The organism is Labrys sp. ALF-8 (assembly GCF_059699065.1).
This window is the reverse complement of record NZ_AP048537.1, coordinates 1,792,659-1,809,463: the sequence shown is the minus strand read 5'-3', so window position 1 is coordinate 1,809,463 and position 16,805 is coordinate 1,792,659. Positions and strand designations below refer to the sequence as shown.

11 protein-coding genes are annotated in these 16,805 nt (G+C 65.6%); 8 read left to right on the top strand and 3 right to left on the bottom strand.

Features of this window, described 5'->3' with window-relative positions; translation table 11 throughout:
• Positions 1–114 precede the first annotated feature (114 nt).
• The 5 genes from AC6H34_RS08320 (at position 115) to AC6H34_RS08300 (ending at position 10,915) form a co-directional block, all read left to right on the top strand.
• Complete coding sequence (locus AC6H34_RS08320; protein WP_497538469.1) at positions 115–1,620, top strand: sugar ABC transporter ATP-binding protein; 1,506 nt, start codon at positions 115–117, stop codon at positions 1,618–1,620.
• A 64-nt stretch (positions 1,621–1,684) separates the two neighbouring features.
• Complete coding sequence (locus tag AC6H34_RS08315; protein WP_448150425.1) at positions 1,685–2,695, top strand: ABC transporter permease; 1,011 nt, start codon at positions 1,685–1,687, stop codon at positions 2,693–2,695.
• Positions 2,692–3,696 carry an ABC transporter permease gene (locus tag AC6H34_RS08310; RefSeq protein ID WP_497538468.1) on the top strand — a complete coding sequence of 335 codons (1,005 nt, stop codon included), beginning with the start codon at positions 2,692–2,694 and terminating at the stop codon, positions 3,694–3,696. Before AC6H34_RS08315 ends, AC6H34_RS08310 begins: the two co-directional genes overlap by 4 nt.
• An 840-nt stretch (positions 3,697–4,536) precedes the next feature.
• Entirely contained in the window at positions 4,537–9,282 is a 4,746-nt protein-coding gene (gene gltB, locus AC6H34_RS08305) for a glutamate synthase large subunit (protein WP_497538467.1), read from the top strand.
• Positions 9,283–9,490: 208 nt separating this feature from the next.
• Positions 9,491–10,915, top strand: a complete 1,425-nt coding sequence (locus AC6H34_RS08300) for a glutamate synthase subunit beta (protein WP_448150427.1) — start codon at positions 9,491–9,493, stop codon at positions 10,913–10,915.
• A gap of 225 nt (positions 10,916–11,140) precedes the next feature.
• Here AC6H34_RS08300 and AC6H34_RS08295 read toward each other — a convergent pair whose 3' ends face one another.
• The 3 genes from AC6H34_RS08295 to AC6H34_RS08285 all read right to left on the bottom strand — a co-directional run bounded on the left by AC6H34_RS08295 (position 11,141) and on the right by AC6H34_RS08285 (position 14,427).
• Positions 11,141–11,770: a trimeric intracellular cation channel family protein gene (locus AC6H34_RS08295; protein ID WP_448151391.1), complete on the bottom strand. Its 630-nt coding sequence runs from the start codon at positions 11,768–11,770 to the stop codon at positions 11,141–11,143.
• 162 nt (positions 11,771–11,932) lie between these two features.
• Positions 11,933–13,066 (bottom strand): SGNH/GDSL hydrolase family protein, encoded by a 1,134-nt coding sequence (locus AC6H34_RS08290; protein ID WP_497538466.1) that lies wholly within the window; start codon positions 13,064–13,066, stop codon positions 11,933–11,935.
• 38 nt (positions 13,067–13,104) lie between these two features.
• On the bottom strand, positions 13,105–14,427 hold the full coding sequence (locus AC6H34_RS08285) for a lytic murein transglycosylase (protein WP_497538465.1): 1,323 nt from the start codon (positions 14,425–14,427) through the stop codon (positions 13,105–13,107).
• 87 nt (positions 14,428–14,514) lie between these two features.
• On the opposite strand from AC6H34_RS08285, the gene AC6H34_RS08280 reads away from it, so the two are divergent.
• Genes AC6H34_RS08280 through ccmB form a run of 3 tightly spaced genes read left to right on the top strand, consistent with a single transcriptional unit; the run spans position 14,515 to position 16,801 of the window.
• Positions 14,515–15,519 (top strand): KpsF/GutQ family sugar-phosphate isomerase, encoded by a 1,005-nt coding sequence (locus AC6H34_RS08280; RefSeq protein WP_448150430.1) that lies wholly within the window; start codon positions 14,515–14,517, stop codon positions 15,517–15,519.
• On the top strand, positions 15,516–16,136 hold the full coding sequence (gene ccmA / locus AC6H34_RS08275; protein ID WP_497538464.1) for a heme ABC exporter ATP-binding protein CcmA: 621 nt from the start codon (positions 15,516–15,518) through the stop codon (positions 16,134–16,136). Before AC6H34_RS08280 ends, ccmA begins: the two co-directional genes overlap by 4 nt.
• Entirely contained in the window at positions 16,133–16,801 is a 669-nt protein-coding gene (ccmB, locus tag AC6H34_RS08270) for a heme exporter protein CcmB (protein ID WP_497538463.1), read from the top strand. Before ccmA ends, ccmB begins: the two co-directional genes overlap by 4 nt.
• Positions 16,802–16,805: the final 4 nt, after the last annotated feature.

Sequence of the window (16,805 nt, the reverse complement as noted above, 5' to 3'; positions counted from 1 at the left end):
GCAAGGGAGGGGCGAGCCCGTCGCGGGGGGATCGCCAACTCCTGATCCCTCCCCGCAAAGGGGAGGGAAGCGGCAATCGTCGCGTCTCCATTGCCGTGAAACCCGGACCATCGCATGCCTTCATCCGCCAATACACCGCTCCTCTCCCTGACTGGCGTTTCCAAGCGTTTTCCCGGCGTGAGAGCCCTGCACAATGCCCATCTCACCCTCTATCCGGGCCAGGTGACGGCATTGCTGGGGGAAAACGGCGCAGGCAAATCCACCATCGTGAAGATTCTCACCGGCATCTACACGCCGGATGAGGGCGAAATCCGCATCGGCGGCCAGGCCGTCAGCTTTTCGAGCCCGCGCGACGCCTGGGCGGCGGGCATCACTGCCATCCACCAGGAGACCATCATGTTCGATGAGCTCTCCGTGGCGGAGAACGTCTTCATGGGACATATGCCCAAGGGCGCGGGCGGGCTGGTCGACTGGGGCGCGGTGCACAGCCGGACAAGGGAACTGCTCAAGCGCCTCGACAGCGACATCGATCCCGCCGAGCCCCTGAAGGCGCTGGGTGTCGCCCAGAAGCATCTCGTCGAGATCGCCCGCGCGCTCTCCCACGAAGCGCGCATCGTGATCATGGACGAGCCCACGGCGGCGCTTTCCGCCCGCGAGATCGATGATCTCTTCCGCATCATCGCCCAGCTCAAGGCGGAAGGACGGGCTATCCTGTTCATCTCGCACAAGTTCGAGGAGATCTTCCGCGTCGCCGACCGCTGGCTTTGCCTGCGCGACGGCGAGCATGTCGGCGAAGGCTCCATCTCGGAGGCAAGCCCGCCCCAGCTGGTGCGGCTGATGGTCGGGCGTTCGATCGACCAGGTGTTCCCCAAGCGCGAGGTACCGATCGGCGAGGTGGCGCTGGAGGTGAAGTCGCTCAGCAATGCCACCGAGTTCGCCGATATCTCCTTCACGCTGCGCAAGGGCGAGATCCTGGGTCTCTACGGCCTGGTCGGTGCCGGCCGCTCGGAGGCGATGCAGGCCGTTTTCGGGATTTCCAGGCCTAGCGCCGGCGAGGTCGCGCTGCAGGGCCGGCCGCTCTCGATCCGGACGCCGGCCGACGCCATCGCCGCCGGGATTGCCTATGTGCCTGAGGACCGCCAGGTCCAGGGGGCAGTGCTGCCCTTCGGCGTGCGCGAGAACACCACCCTGGCGAGCCTGTTCCGCCATGCCAGGACGGGCTTCCTCAGCCTTGGATCCGAAATAAGCGACACCCGCCGCCTGGGAACGCGGCTGTCGGTGAAGGCGGCCTCCTGGGACCAGAAGCTGCAGGAGCTGTCGGGCGGCAATCAGCAGAAGGTCGTGATCGCCAAGTGGCTCGCCACCAATCCCAAGGTCATCATACTGGACGAACCGACAAAGGGCATCGACGTCGGCTCGAAGGCGGCCGTGCACGACTTCATGGTGGACCTCGCCGCCGAGGGATTGGCCGTGGTGCTGATCTCCTCAGAGCTGCCGGAGGTGATGGGCATGTCCGACCGCATCCTGGTGATGCATGAGGGGCGTATCGTGCAGGAGTTCGCCCGTGCCGAGATGGATGCCGCCGCCATCGTCACCGCCGCCACGGGAGGCCATGAATGAGCGAGAAAGAACGGTCCTCACCGGCCGGAACGACGGTCGTCTCCGCGCTGCAGGGAGCGTCGACATGAGTGGAATCTGGCGCCGTCACGCCCGCGAGATCATCCTTGCTCTCATCGTCATCGGCATGATCCTGGCCATCGGCGTACGCGCGCCGGTCTTCCTGAGTGGGGACTCCATCCGCGCCCTGTTCGACGACACCGCCATCCTTGCCATGCTCGCCCTCGCACAGATGACGGTGATCCTCACCCGTGGCATCGACCTTTCGGTGGCGGCAAACCTCGCCTTGAGCGGCATGGTGGCGGCGCTGTTCTCGATCGCGGCGCCCGACATGCCCATCCTCGTCGTCATCCTGGTAGCGATTGCCGTCGGTACCTTCTTCGGCTTCCTCAACGGCGTGTTCATCGCCTGGGTCGGCATTCCCCCGATCGTGGTGACGCTGGGCACGCTCGCGATCTATCGCGGACTCGTCTTCATCGTCTCCGGCGGCAAGTGGATCTCCTCGGACAAGATGACGCCGGCGTTCCTGGCCTTTCCGCATGCCACCTTTCTCGGGATCTCGAGCCTGGTCTGGCTCGCTGTCGCGGTGGCCGTCCTGATGGCGGTCTTCCTCGGCCTCACCACGGTCGGGCGGGGGCTCTATGCCGTCGGCGGCAATCCCGTTGCCGCCCGTTACTGCGGCATCGACCTCTCCCGGCAGCAGTTGCTGGTGTTTACCCTCTCGGGCGCCGTGTCGGGCCTTTGCGGCTATCTCTGGGTGGCGCGCTTCGGCATCGCCTATACCGAGATTGCACTCGGCTACGAACTCAGCGTGATCGCGGCCTGCGTGATCGGCGGCGTCTCCATCGGCGGTGGCATCGGGTCCGTCACCGGCGCCTTGCTCGGCGCCCTCTTCCTCGGCGTCGTCGTCAATGCACTGCCGGTCATCAATGTCTCGCCCTTCTGGCAGATGGCGATTTCCGGCGCAGTGATCCTCGCCGCAGTGGTGGTCAACGCGCGGGCCGAGCGCAAGGAGGGCAAGCTGATCCTGCCCGAGGCGCGGCGCCGCGCCGCCGCCAGGGAGGGAGTGCGCTCATGAGCGAATCGACCCGCTACCAGGTGCTCGACCGCGCGCCATGGCGCCTGAGCGACTGGCTGCTGCGCTGGGAAACGATCCTGTGCATTCTCCTCGCCGTCGTGATCGTGGTGAATGCCGTCGGCTCGCCCTATTTCCTCGATCTCTACAACCTCTCCGACATGACGCAGAACTTCTCGGAGAAGGCGATCATCGCCCTCGGCATGGCGCTGCTGATCCTCACCCGCGAAATCGACCTCTCGGTCGCTGCCATCGTCGCGCTCGCCTCTCTGGCGATAGGCTATGCCGCCCAGGCGGATTACGGCCCCGTCGCCTTGATCGCCGTCGGCATAGGCGTCGGCATCGTCTGCGGTGCCTTCAACGGCTGGCTGGTCACTGGCTTCGGCCTGCCCTCGATCGTGGTGACCATCGGCACCATGTCGCTCTACCGCGGCATCGCGCAGGTCGTCCTGGGAGACCAGGCCATCACCACCTATCCCGAGGCCTACACCAATCTGGCCCAGACCTATCTCTTCCAGGATCCGCCGCTCTACCTCGCCTTCATCCTCTTCCTCGTGCTCGCGGTTATCTTCGCCGTGGTCGTGCATCTCACGCCGTGGGGCCGCATGCTCTACGCCATTGGCAACAATCCCGTGGCCGCGCGCTTTTCGGGTATCCCGGTCAACCGGATCCGCTTCCTGCTCTTCGTGCTGACGGGCCTGCTCTCAGGGCTGGCCTCGGCATTGCTCACCGCCCGCATCGGTTCGACCCGACCCAACATCGCCCTTGGCTGGGAACTCGAGGTGGTAACCATGGTGGTGCTGGGCGGCATGTCGATCGCGGGCGGCTCTGGGACGATCCTCGGTGTCGTGATCGCGGTTTTTGTCCTGGGCCTGACCACCTTCGGGCTTACCCTGGTCAACGTGCCCGGCATCGTCATCAATGTGATCCTCGGCGTGCTGCTCGTGGCCGCGATCGCGCTGCCGATCATCGTGCGAAGGGTGCTGGGGCTGAGGTCGCAGTAGCAGCGCTGGCAGCGGACGGCATTCGCCAAGGCATTTCTACATGTCAACGGCTTCGATCTCGAGGTCTCGCAGGCCGAAATCATTGAGACTGTAACGAATATCGCGGATGCGGCCCATCCAATGGACAAAGAGCAACTGACGATGTGGTTTCGCGAACGAAATAACGAAGCGCGCCACATGACTCGATCGTCGGATGGAGTCATGGGCGGGCGCCCATGGCAATGTCGCCTTCGCCTCGTGGTGGAAGGTCTTTCCAATTTGATTTGATCAGCGACCTATTTCCCGTTCCGGGGGCTTCCGGTCGCCATTTCCAGGAACACTCTGTCGCCCCATGCTGTGATCACATTTCGTTTCTTGCCGCCTCATGGGTCGGTGACGAAAGAAAAAGTCGTGTTGATGCTTTTATGTGCTTGTCCCCCGCTTAGAAATATGCCATGTCAGCCCTCCATATTAGGACAGCTATGCTGTCCCATTATGGATGTCGCCTCGGTCCAGGCCGGCGGCACGCGGACGAGCCGAAGATGGCCCACAGGCCCGGCCAAGCCGTAGGACAAGAACTGCCCTCTCGCGTTTCAGCGCGAAGCGGTGCAGCATGGGGCAAGGCTCGGAAAAGGGGACCCGTTTCTCCGTTCGGCCTTGCGACATGAAATAGCGCGAAGCCAGGAAGAACGAGGATCGGTCTTCCGTTCGGCTGAGCGACACACGATAGTGCAATAAGGACAATCAAGCGGCATAGTCGCGGCCCGGCATTTGCATGGGCAAGCGATCAGGGCGGCTGAGTGTCTGGCGGTTATCGGTTAGATGCTTGATTGGTGATTGAGGCAGAAAGGGAGACAGGCGATGAGCGCGATCTTCGAACACGGACGGCAGACGGTTTCGGCAGCGGCAATCGAAGCCGCGACGAAAACCAATGCGGCCGTGACGCAAGACCGCCTGATCGTGCGAGACCCGGCGCTGCCGCAAGCCCAGGGTGCCTACGATCCGGCCAACGAGAAGGATTCCTGCGGCGTCGGCTTCATCGCCGACATGAAGAACCGCAAGAGCCACAAGATCGTCTCCCAGGCCCTTCAGATCCTCCACAATCTCGACCATCGCGGTGCCGTCGGCGCCGATCCGAAGGCGGGCGACGGCTGCGGCATGCTCGTGCAGATCCCGCATGACTTCTTCGCGGCCGAGTGCGAGGCGCTGGGCTTCACCCTGCCGCAGCCGGGCGACTACGCCGTCGGCTTCTTCTTCCTGCCCAGGAACGAGGAAGGCCGCGTGCATGCCATGCGCGTCGTGGAGAAGGTGGTCGCGGACGAAGGCGAGGTCTTCCTCGGCTGGCGCGCCGTGCCGGTCGACAATTCAGGCCTTGGCGAGAGCGTGCTGCCCACCGAGCCGATCCACATGCAGGCCTTCATCGGTCGCTCGGCCGCCACGCCGGACCAGGACGAGTTCGAGCGGCGCCTGTTCATCATCCGCAAGGTGATCTCGAACACCATCTACAACGATGCCGAGCGCAAGCCGCAGACCGCGGGTTTCTATCCCGTCTCGGTGTCGAGCCGCACCATCACCTACAAGGGCATGCTGCTGGCCACCCAACTCGGCGACTATTTCAAGGATCTGACGGACGAGCGTTTCCAGAGCGCCATCGCGCTCGTGCATCAGCGCTTTTCGACCAATACCTTCCCGAGCTGGACGCTCGCCCATCCCTATCGCATGGTTGCCCATAACGGCGAGATCAACACGCTGCGCGGCAACGTCAACTGGATGGCGGCACGCCAGGCTTCCGTCGATTCCGAGCTGTTCGGCAACGATATCGGCAAGCTCTGGCCCATCTCCTACGAGGGACAGTCCGACACGGCCTGCTTCGACAACGCGCTCGAGTTCCTGGTGCAGGGCGGCTACTCGCTCGCTCATGCCATGATGATGCTGATCCCCGAGGCCTGGGCGGGCAACCCGCTCATGTCCGAGGACCGCCGCGCCTTCTACGAATACCATGCCGCGCTCATGGAGCCATGGGACGGGCCGGCTGCCGTCGTCTTCACCGACGGACGCCAGATCGGCGCCACGCTCGACCGCAACGGCCTGCGCCCGGCGCGCTACCTCGTCACCAAGGACGGGCTTGTGGTGCTGGCATCCGAGTTCGGCGTGCTGCCGATTCCAGAGGCCGATATCGTCGAGAAGTGGCGCCTGCAGCCGGGCAAGATGCTGCTGATCGACCTGGACGAAGGTCGCATCATCTCCGACCAGGAGATGAAGTCGTCGCTCGCCACCGCCAATCCCTATCGCGAATGGCTGAAGCGCACGCAGATCGTGCTGGAGGAACTGCCGCCGGTGGAGGCCCGCGCCTCGCGCACGGACGTTTCGCTGCTCGACCGCCAGCAGGCCTTCGGCTACACCCAGGAAGACATCAAGCTCCTGCTGCCGCCCATGGCGACGACGGGCCAGGAAGCCGTGGGCTCGATGGGCACGGATACGCCCATCTCGGCGCTGTCCGACAAGTCGAAGCTGCTGTACACCTACTTCAAGCAGAACTTCGCCCAGGTCACCAACCCGCCGATCGATCCGATCCGCGAGGAACTGGTGATGAGCCTCGTTTCCTTCATCGGCCCGCGGCCTAACATCCTCGACCTCGAGGGAACCTCGCGCAAGAAGCGGCTTGAGGTGCGCCAGCCCATCCTCACCAACGAGGACCTGGAGAAGATCCGCTGCATCGGCCATGTCGAGGAGCGCTTCGACACCAAGACGCTGGACATGACCTATCCGGCGACTCAGGGCGCCGAGGGCATGCGCGGGGCGCTCGACCGGCTATGCGAGCGCGCGGAGGCGGCCGTCCACGGCGGCTACAACATCATCATCCTCTCCGACCGCCAGACCGGTCCGGATCGCATCCCGATTCCGGCGCTGCTGGCGACGGCGGCGGTGCATCATCACCTCATCCGCCGCGGCCTGCGCACGGCAGCAGGGCTCGTCGTCGAGACGGGCGAAGCGCGCGAGATCCATCATTTCTGCTGCCTCGCCGGCTATGGCGCGGAGGCGATCAACCCCTATCTCGCCTTCGAGACGCTGGCGGCCATGCATGCCCAGCTCGACTTCCCCGAGGAGGTCGACGAATACGAGGTGGTCAAGCGCTACATCAAGTCCATCGGCAAGGGCGTTCTGAAGGTGATGTCCAAGATGGGCATCTCGACCTACCAGTCCTATTGCGGTGCGCAGATCTTCGATGCCGTCGGCTTGTCTTCGGCCTTCATCGAGGAGTTCTTCTTCGGCACCGCAACTATGGTCGAGGGCGTCGGTCTCAACGAGATCGCCGCCGAGGCCGTGCTGCGCCACAAGGACGCCTTCTCGGATGCGCCGGTCTACCGCAGCGCGCTCGATGTCGGCGGCGAATATGCCTATCGCATCCGCGGCGAAGACCATGTCTGGACGCCCGACAGCGTCGCCACGCTCCAGCATGCCGTGCGCGCCAATGCGCAGGACAAGTATCGCGAATTCGCGCAGGTCATCAACACGCAGAACGGCCATCTGCAGACCCTGCGCGGCCTGTTCCGCATCAAGACGGCAGGGGAGCGCGGCATGGCTCCCGTGCCGCTCGCCGATGTCGAGTCCGCCAGCGATCTGGTGAAGCGTTTCGTCACCGGCGCGATGTCCTTCGGCTCGATCTCGCGCGAGGCGCATGAATCGCTCGCCATCGCCATGAACGCCATCGGCGGCAAGTCGAACACGGGCGAGGGCGGCGAGGAAGCCGAGCGCTTCAAGACCCTGCCGGACGGGCGCTCCAAGCGCTCGGCCATCAAGCAGGTCGCTTCCGGGCGCTTCGGTGTCACGGCGGAATATCTCGTCAATGCCGACATGATGCAGATCAAGGTCGCGCAGGGCGCCAAGCCCGGCGAAGGCGGACAACTGCCCGGCCACAAGGTCGACGCCGTCATCGCCAAGGTCCGTCATTCCACTCCGGGTGTTGGCCTGATCTCGCCGCCGCCCCATCACGACATCTATTCGATCGAGGATCTCGCACAGCTGATCTTCGACCTGAAGAACGTCAACCCGGCGGCCGATGTCTCGGTCAAGCTCGTCTCGGAAGTCGGTGTCGGCACCGTCGCCGCCGGCGTCGCCAAGGCGCGCGCCGACCATATCACCGTCTCCGGCTTCGAGGGCGGCACGGGCGCCTCGCCCCTGACCTCGATCAAGCACGCCGGCAGCCCGTGGGAGATCGGCCTCGCCGAGACGCAGCAGACGCTGGTGCTCAACCGCCTGCGCTCGCGCGTTCGCCTTCAGGTCGACGGCGGCCTGCGCACCGGTCGCGACGTCATCATCGGCGCGCTGCTGGGTGCGGACGAGTTCGGCTTCTCGACGGCGCCGCTGATCGCGGCCGGCTGCATCATGATGCGCAAGTGCCACCTCAATACCTGCCCGGTGGGCGTGGCGACGCAGGATCCCGTGCTGCGCAAGCGCTTCAAGGGTACGCCGGAGCACATCATCAACTACTTCTTCTTCGTGGCGGAGGAAGTGCGCGAGTTGATGGCCGAGCTCGGCTTCCGCAAGCTGGACGAACTGATCGGCCGCTCGGACCTCCTCGACAAGCAGGACGCAATCGAACACTGGAAGGCCAGGGGGCTCGATTTCACCAAGCTCTTCCACAAGGTGGACGTGCCGGCCAATGTCGGCATCCGCCACGAAGAGAAGCAGAAGCATCCGATCGATACCGTGCTCGACCGCGGCTTCATCGCCGAGGCGGCGCCCGCGCTCGACTATGGCCGCGAGGTCACGATCGAGGGCAGGATCACCAACGTCGACCGCACCGCCGGTGCGATGCTGTCGGGCGAGGTGGCGCTGCGCTACGGCTATGAGGGCCTCCCGGATGGGACCATCAAGGTGAACCTCACCGGTACCGCCGGGCAGAGCTTCGGCTCGTTCCTGGCCGCCGGCGTCGACCTCACGCTGGTGGGCCAGGCCAACGACTATGTCGGCAAGGGCCTGTCGGGTGGCCGCATCATCATCAAGCCGAATCCCGATACTCTCGCCGTGCCGGAGAAGTCGATCATCGTCGGCAACACCGTGCTCTACGGCGCCATCTCGGGCGAATGCTACTTCCGCGGCGTGGCGGGCGAGCGCTTCGCCGTGCGCAATTCCGGCGCGGCGGCGGTGGTGGAAGGCACCGGCGACCACGGCTGCGAATACATGACCGGCGGCGTCGTGGTGGTGCTGGGACAGACGGGCCGCAACTTCGCGGCCGGCATGTCCGGCGGCGTCGCCTATGTCTATGACGAGGACGGCACATTCGCCAAACGCTGCAACCTCTCAATGGTCGACCTCGAGCCGGTGGAAGAGGAGGAAGACCTGATGGAGCGCCTGCACCATCATGGCGGCGACCTCGAATTCAAGGGCCGTATCGACGTCTCCGGCGATATGGGCCGCTATGACGAGGAGCGCCTGCGCAAGATGATCGAGAACCACCTGCACTATACGGGTTCGACATTGGCGCAGACCATGCTGGACGATTGGGCGACCTATCGCACCCGCTTCGTCAAGGTGATGCCGGTCGAGTATCGCCGCGCGCTGCGCGAGATGGAAAAGGCCCGCACGCTGATGGCGGCGGAGTAGAAGGACGACGAAGAGCGTGGCGCTGGGGTCTTCCCTCTCCTCTGTGGGGAGGGATTGAGGGTGGGGGTCTTGGGCGAGAGGTTCGCCTGTCCTGATCGACCTCCATCCCTTACCCTTCCCTCAAGGGGGAAGGGAGTGGCCGGCGCCGCGCCCGAAGAGATCAACCTGGCCGGCGCATCCGGTCGACATACGTTTCAGGACCACTCCCATGGGCAAGGCAACAGGTTTTCTTGAAATCGACCGGCAGGACCAGAAGTACATGCCGGCGGCGGATCGTATCCGCCACTATCGCGAATTCACCCTTCCGCTGGACGACAAGGACGTGGCCAAGCAGGCTGCGCGCTGCATGGATTGCGGCGTGCCCTATTGCCACGGCCCGACCGGCTGCCCGGTAAACAACCAGATTCCCGACTGGAACGACCTCGTCTACCAGGACGATTGGGAAGAGGCGGCGCGCAACCTGCACACCACCAACAACTTCCCGGAATTCACCGGCCGCATCTGCCCTGCGCCCTGCGAGGAAGCCTGCACGCTCAACCTCGAAAACGTCCCGGTGACCATCAAGACGATCGAGCAGTCGATCGCCGACAAGGCCTGGAACATGGGCTGGATCCAGCCCGAGATCGCCAAGGTCAGGACCGGCAAGAAGGTCGCGGTGGTGGGCTCGGGGCCGGCCGGCATGGCGGCTGCCCAGCAGCTCGCCCGCGCGGGCCATGATGTGCACGTCTACGAGCGCGAGCCTCGCGCCGGCGGCCTGCTGCGCTACGGCATTCCCGACTTCAAGATGGAGAAGCACCACATCGAGCGCCGCGTGCGCCAGATGGAAGCCGAGGGCGTCACCTTCCACTATGGCGTCAATGTCGGCGTTACCATGAGCTTCGCCGACCTCAAGGGCCAGCACGATGCCGTGCTGTTGGCCGGCGGCGCCGAGACCCCGCGCGATCCGGCGCTGCCGGGCGCCGAGCTCGACGGCGTGCATTTCGCCATGCCCTATCTGGTGCAGAACAACCGCCGCGTCGGGGGCGAGGACATCAGCAAGGAAGAGCCTCTCCTGACCACCGGGAAGCATGTCGTGGTCATCGGCGGCGGCGACACCGCCTCGGACTGCGTCGGCACGTCCTTCCGCCAGGGCGCCATCTCGGTGACGCAGCTCGACATTCGCCCGCGCCCGCCGGAGAAGGAAGACAAGCTCGCCATCTGGCCTTATTGGCCGACCAAGATGCGCACCTCCTCCTCGCAGGCCGAGGGCGCTGAGCGCGAGTTCCAGGCGGTGACGCTCGGCATCGTCGGCAAGAACGGCCGCGTGACTGGCGTGCGGATCGCGAAGGCCGACGAGAAGCGGCGCCCGATCGAGGGCACCGAGACCGTGATCCGTGCCGACGCCGTGTTCATCGCGCTCGGCTTCACCGGCCCGGTGAAGGCCGGCATGATCGACCAGTCCGGCGTCGATCTCGACAAGCGCGGCAATGTCGTGGCCACCGACCTCGACTACCGCACCTCGATGGACAAGGTATTCGCCGCCGGCGATATGCGCCGCGGCCAGTCCCTGGTGGTGTGGGCGATCCGCGAGGGACGCCAGGCGGCGAGGGCGATCGACGAGGCGCTTATGGGTGCGACGACCCTACCCCGGTAGAGCGCGGGAGCCGGCCTCCCGGCCTATTCTTGCTCTCCGGTGATCGCGGCGAAGGGACGCTGTCCCTTCGGCAGTTCTTGTCGTGCCCGGGCTTGTCCCGGGCATCCAGGGCGCAGCCTTCTCCGTTATCCGAGCTGCCCTGGATCCGAGACGGGACAGGTGTCGCCGGGGGCAGACCCGACGATGACAAAAAGTCGTGCCTCACGCGATTTCCCGGGCGGCCGCTCAGTGCAGCGACTCGGTATAGACGAATTTCGGCATGCTCCATCCGAAACGCAGGGCGAGCAGCCTCATGGCCAAGCCGATGAGCATGGCGCCCACCATGACGAGATCGTGCGGAAGGTCCAACCAAAGGCCGCCCGCATAGAGGCAACCCGCGACGATCGAAACGGTCGCGTAGAGCTCCGCCCTGAACAGAAGGGGGATGTCGGTGCACAGGATGTCGCGCAGCACGCCGCCTACGCAGCCGGTGATCATGCCGGACGCGATGACGACGACGATCGGCATGCCGAGCCCCATGGCGATGTCGCAGCCGATGATGGTGAATACCACCAGGCCCACCGCGTCCAGGAACAGGAAAAGGCGGCGAAGGTGGCCCATCAGGTGCGCCACCGGGATCGTTGCAAGCGCCGCCGCGCTCGTGATCAGCAGGTAGGAAGGATGCTCGACCCAGCTCAGGGGATGGCGTCCGAGCAGGACATCGCGTACCGAGCCGCCTCCGAGAGCCGTAATGCTGCCCAGAAGCGCGACTCCCAGCCAGTCCATCTGGCGTCTTCCGGCCGAGAGGGCGGCGGTCATGGCTTCCGCGACGATTGCGACGAGATAGAGGATATGGACGAGTTCGGCAGGGATCATCTTCCGGGTCGCTTCCATGGCGGGCGGATCGTGGCGATCGTCCACCTGCCATCCCCTTCCGTCATGTGCAATAGGTATGCTGAAGTGCGGACGTGACGGCCTCAGCCGGTGTCCTTCTTCCCGACGTCGGCATCGAGGGACGAGACGCCCACCCTCCCGGCGTTATTCCGGCCAGCGGAAATCGTCCGCGCGCCCTTCGCGTGGCGGCAGACTTTCGCCCTGCTGCAGCACCTTGGCGACGCTCGGATCCGCGGCGCCGGACGGTCTCGCGGCGGCACCGCCCAGCAACTGGCCGCCCGGCGTGCTCTCATAGGCGTCGAGTGGCAGTACGGGACCGTATTCAGGCTTCTCCGGCGCCGGCTGCTCACCAGGCGTGTCGGTCGTCGGCTCGGCCACGGGTGCCGTGGCGATCACCGGAGCAGGGGGGGCGTCGCCGAGCACGCGCCTGAGGTCGCCCTCGAGGAAATGGGCGGCGATGCGGGCGCCCTCCTCGGAGAAATGCACGCCGTCGGGCCTACGCAGGCGTGCCGGCTGGCCATCGAGGCCCGTGCCGCTGGTGGCGTAGCTGCCGTCGCCACTCACGAAGCCGTCCCAGATGTCGATATAGGTCCCACCGGCCTGCGTCACCTCCTCGCGATAGAGGCTGTTGAGGCGGACCATCCCGGCGCTGAGATCGTCGCTGCGCATCGGCGGCAGGCCGAGCCAGAAGATCTTGATGCCCTTGGCCTTCAGCGGCGCGATCAGGGCTTCGATCCGCTTGCGATAGGCTGCCTCCCATTCCTCCGATTGGGGATCGAGCCTGGTATCACTGTCCCGGATGGCCTGGCGATCGTTGGAGCCGACGAGCACGACGACGGCATCGATCTGGGCATTGACGGCGATGAGGTCGGACACCGCCTTGTTCCAGTCGAAGAAATCGGTGCGAACCAGGCCGGTATCGGCCTTCGCGTCGTCGACGACGGCGATGTCGGGTCTGTCGTCCAGGACATCGGTCAGCCCCTTGGCGAGCTGGTCGGCCAGGGAATCGCCGATGACGTGCACGAAGAGCGATGGCGGTACGGCCGGCGCGGGTGCGGGAGCCGCAGGCTTCGGCATCGAGAAGGGCGAGGCGCGCACCTTGGTTCGCCGCGCGGGGGCGGGACGGGCATTGTTCGCACGCACCTTGTCCTGCATGTCCCTGTATTGCCGCAGCGCTTCGCCGGGCGTGTCTCCGCCGCTGCGCGCATGCACGGCCAGCTGTGCCAGGCCGATGGCGGCCAAGGCGAGGAGGGCGAGGAGGAGAAGACGCTGTTTCACGGCCTTTCCCGGTCAGGCTCTTCGAGTTTTACCACACCTCATTTCGCCGCGCTCAGCTTCTGAAGGACGGCCGGAGTGGGATAGCCGTCCGCCACCAGGCCGGCCTTGGCCTGCCAGCTCCGCAGGGCGGACCTCGCCGCGGGGCCGATCTTGCCGTCGATGTTGTCGATGGGATAGCCGAGCGCCTGCAGCTTCTTCTGCATGGCGGTGATCTGCGCGCGGTTGAGCGTTGTCTCCTGCGCCGGCCAACTGCCCCTGAGGGCATCGACGCCCCGGATGCGGTCCGCGAGAAGCCCCACGGACAGCGTATAGGAATCGGAGATATTGTAGGTCTTGATCGCCCAGTAGTTCTGGAAGATCAGGAAAGCGGGACCCTTGGCGCCGGCGGGCAGGAAGAGCCAGGCCTTGTCCGGGCCGGGAAGGGGCTTGCCGTCGGCCCGCGCGACGCCAAGCTTCGCCCAGGCCGAAGCCGGCCCGCCGTCATTGTCGTTGATGGCGGTGAAATCGAATTTCGCCGGCAGCTTCACTTCGTAGCCCCAGCGCTTGCCGGCATCCCAGTCGTGCTGCTTGAGGTAGTTGGCGATCGAGCCGATCACGTCCGGCTCTTCCTCCCAGACGTCGCGCTTGCCGTCGCCATCCATGTCGACCGCATATTTCAGGAAGCTGGACGGCATGAACTGCACCTGCCCCAGCGCTCCGGCCCAAGAACCGGTCATGCCCCGCGGGGTGATGTCGTGTTCCTGCAGGATCTTCAGTGCGGCGATCAGTTCGTCGCGAAAGAGTTCCGGGCGCTTCTGCGTGCAGCAGGCCAGCGTGGCAAGCGAGCGGATCGTATCCGAATCGCCGGGCGATGCGCCGTAATTGCTCTCCAGCGACCAGATCGCCAGGATGACATAGCGATCGACGCCATATTGGGCCTCGGCCTTGTCGAGCCAGGATTTCCAGCGCTGCGCCATCGCCTTGCCTTGCGCGATGCGGTTGGCGGAGAGGCGGCCGTCGACATAAGCGTGAATGGTCTGGTTGAACTCCGGCTGGGTACCGGCCAGCGAAATCACCTTGGGGTCGACTTCCAACCCTGCGAAGGCGGCATCGAAGGTCTCGCGCGAGACGCCAGCCTCCTTGGCGAGCGGCCACAGGCGGGTGACGAAGCCGAGATAGTTGTCGGCCAGGGCCGGTGTTGCCAGGTTCGCCGGGACGAGAAGGGCGAGGCACAGTGCCGCTGCCCGCCGCAACCTGGTCGCAGCCATTGCGAGCGCAGCGAAGCGTGCCTTGGGCCGGAAGACCGCAGGAGCCCCGCAGGATTGTTTCGCTGCGCTCGCAGTGACTGCGATGCCGGCAGTCGATCGATTCATGCGTGGCATTGGCGCCTCCTCGAATCCTGATACCATGACGTTCATCTTTTTTGTGATAAACACCGCCGCGAGAAGCAAATTGCAAAGAGGCAAGGTTTGAACAAGGCTCATGGCGTGGTGAAGGCGACGGCCCCCATCAATCCGGCGCTGGCCTCCGCCCTGCGCACGATCGAAACGGAAAAGGCGGGCCTGGAGGCGATGGGCGAGGCGCTGGCCGGCGATCTCGGTGCGGCCTTCGCCGCCGTGGTGGATCGCATCGGACGCCTCAAGGGCCGCGTGATCGTCTCCGGCATGGGCAAGTCGGGCCATATCGGCAAGAAGATCGCCGCGACCTTCGCTTCCACCGGCACGCCTGCCTTCTTCGTGCATCCAAGCGAGGCGAGCCACGGCGATCTCGGCATGATCACGGCGGACGACGCCGTCATCGCCTTGTCCTGGTCGGGCGAAACGCGCGAATTCGGTGACATCATCGACTATGCCACCCGCTTCAACGTGCCCTTGATCGCGGTGACTTCGGTGCCCGGCTCGACGCTCGCCAAGGCCGCCGATATCTGTCTTCTCCTGCCGAAGGTGAAGGAAGCCTGTCCCAACGGCCAGGCGCCGACGACGTCCTCGGTGATGATCCTGGCGCTGGGTGACGCCCTCGCCATGGCCATGCTCGAATGGCGCGGTTTCACGGCGGCGGATTTTCGTGTCTTTCATCCGGGCGGCAAGCTTGGCGCGGCGCTCAAATTCGTTCGCGACGTCATGCGCACGGGAGACGCCATCCCGCTGGTGCTCGCCGGCACCCGCATGTCGGAAGCTATCCTGGTGATGTCGAACAAGGGCGTTGGCAGCGTCGGCGTCGTCGACGCGGCTGGCAAGCTCGTCGGCATCGCCACCGACGGGGACCTGCGCCGCCATATGGCCGACGACCTCATGACCCGGTGCGTCGACGACATCATGACGCGGACGCCCAAGGTGATCCGCACCGATGCCCTGGTGAGCGAGGCCATGGAGATCATGGATTCCAAACGCATCACCGTTCTCTTCGCCATGGAGGGCGAGCGCCCCGTCGGCGTGGTGCATATGCTCGATCTCCTGAATATCGGCGTGGTTTGAGCAATCCGCCGCCCCTTCGCCTGACCGTCGAAAGCCTTGCCTGCGAGCGGGGCGGCCGGCCCGTGTTCGGCGGCGTCGGCTTTACGGCACGGGCGGGTGAACTGGTCGCCGTAGTCGGCCGCAACGGTGCGGGCAAGTCGAGCCTGCTGCGCGTGGTCGCCGGCCTCGTGCCCAAGACGGCGGGAACGCTGCGGCTCGAGGGCGGCCAAGCGGAGCGGGATCCCGCCGAGCACATGCATTATTGCGGCCACAGCGACGCGCTCAAGCCCTCGCTGAGCGTGCGGGAGAACCTGGACTTCTGGCGCTCCTACTATGGCGATCCACGGCTCGGCATCGAGGATGCGCTCGACCTCTTCGCCATCGAGCACCTGGCCGATCTTCCCGCTGCCTATCTCTCGGCGGGGCAGCGGAGGAGGCTGTCGCTCTGCCGTCTCTTCGTCTCCCGGAGGCCGATCTGGCTGCTCGACGAGCCGACTTCGGCCCTCGATGCGGCGACGCAGGCGCGCCTTGCCGGGCTGATGCGGGATCACCTGGCCGACGGTGGCATCATCCTCGCCGCGACTCATGGCGACCTCGGCCTTGCGCCGAGCCAGACGCTCACGATCGGTGGCGCATGAGTGCGCTCGGCGCCCTCTTCGTCCGCGACCTCAAGCTCGCCGTCCGCTCGGGCGGCGGTGCGCCCGTCGGGGTGATCTTCTTCCTCGCTGTGGTGACGGTGATCCCCTTCGGCGTCGGCCCTGACCTCAACCTGCTCGCCCGCATCGGCCCCGCGGTGCTGTGGCTCGGTGCGCTGCTCGCCACCCTGCTCGGCCTCGACAGGCTCTTCCAGGCCGACCTCGACGACGGTTCCCTCGACCTCCTCCATCTCGGCGGCACGCCGCTGGAACTGGCGGTCGCGGTGAAGGCGCTGGCCCATTGGATCACCACGGGCCTGCCCCTGGTGATCGCCACGCCGCTGCTCGCCCTGTTCGTCAACGTGCCGGGCCACGGCATCGCGGCCGTGACGGCGACGCTCCTAATCGGTACGCCTGCACTCACCTTCCTCGGGGCCATCGGCGCCGCGCTCACGGTGGCGCTGAGGCGCGGCGGCATGCTGATCTCGATCCTCATCCTGCCGCTGACGATCCCGGTCCTCATTTTCGGCGTGGCGGCGGCGACGGCGGCCATTACGGGGCCGATGCCCTTCCTGCCACCCTTCCTGCTGCTCTCGGCCATGACGCTCTTCGCCATCGCGCTGGGCACCGTGGCCGCGGCCTGGGCGTTGCGTTTCGGGCTGGAATGAGGGT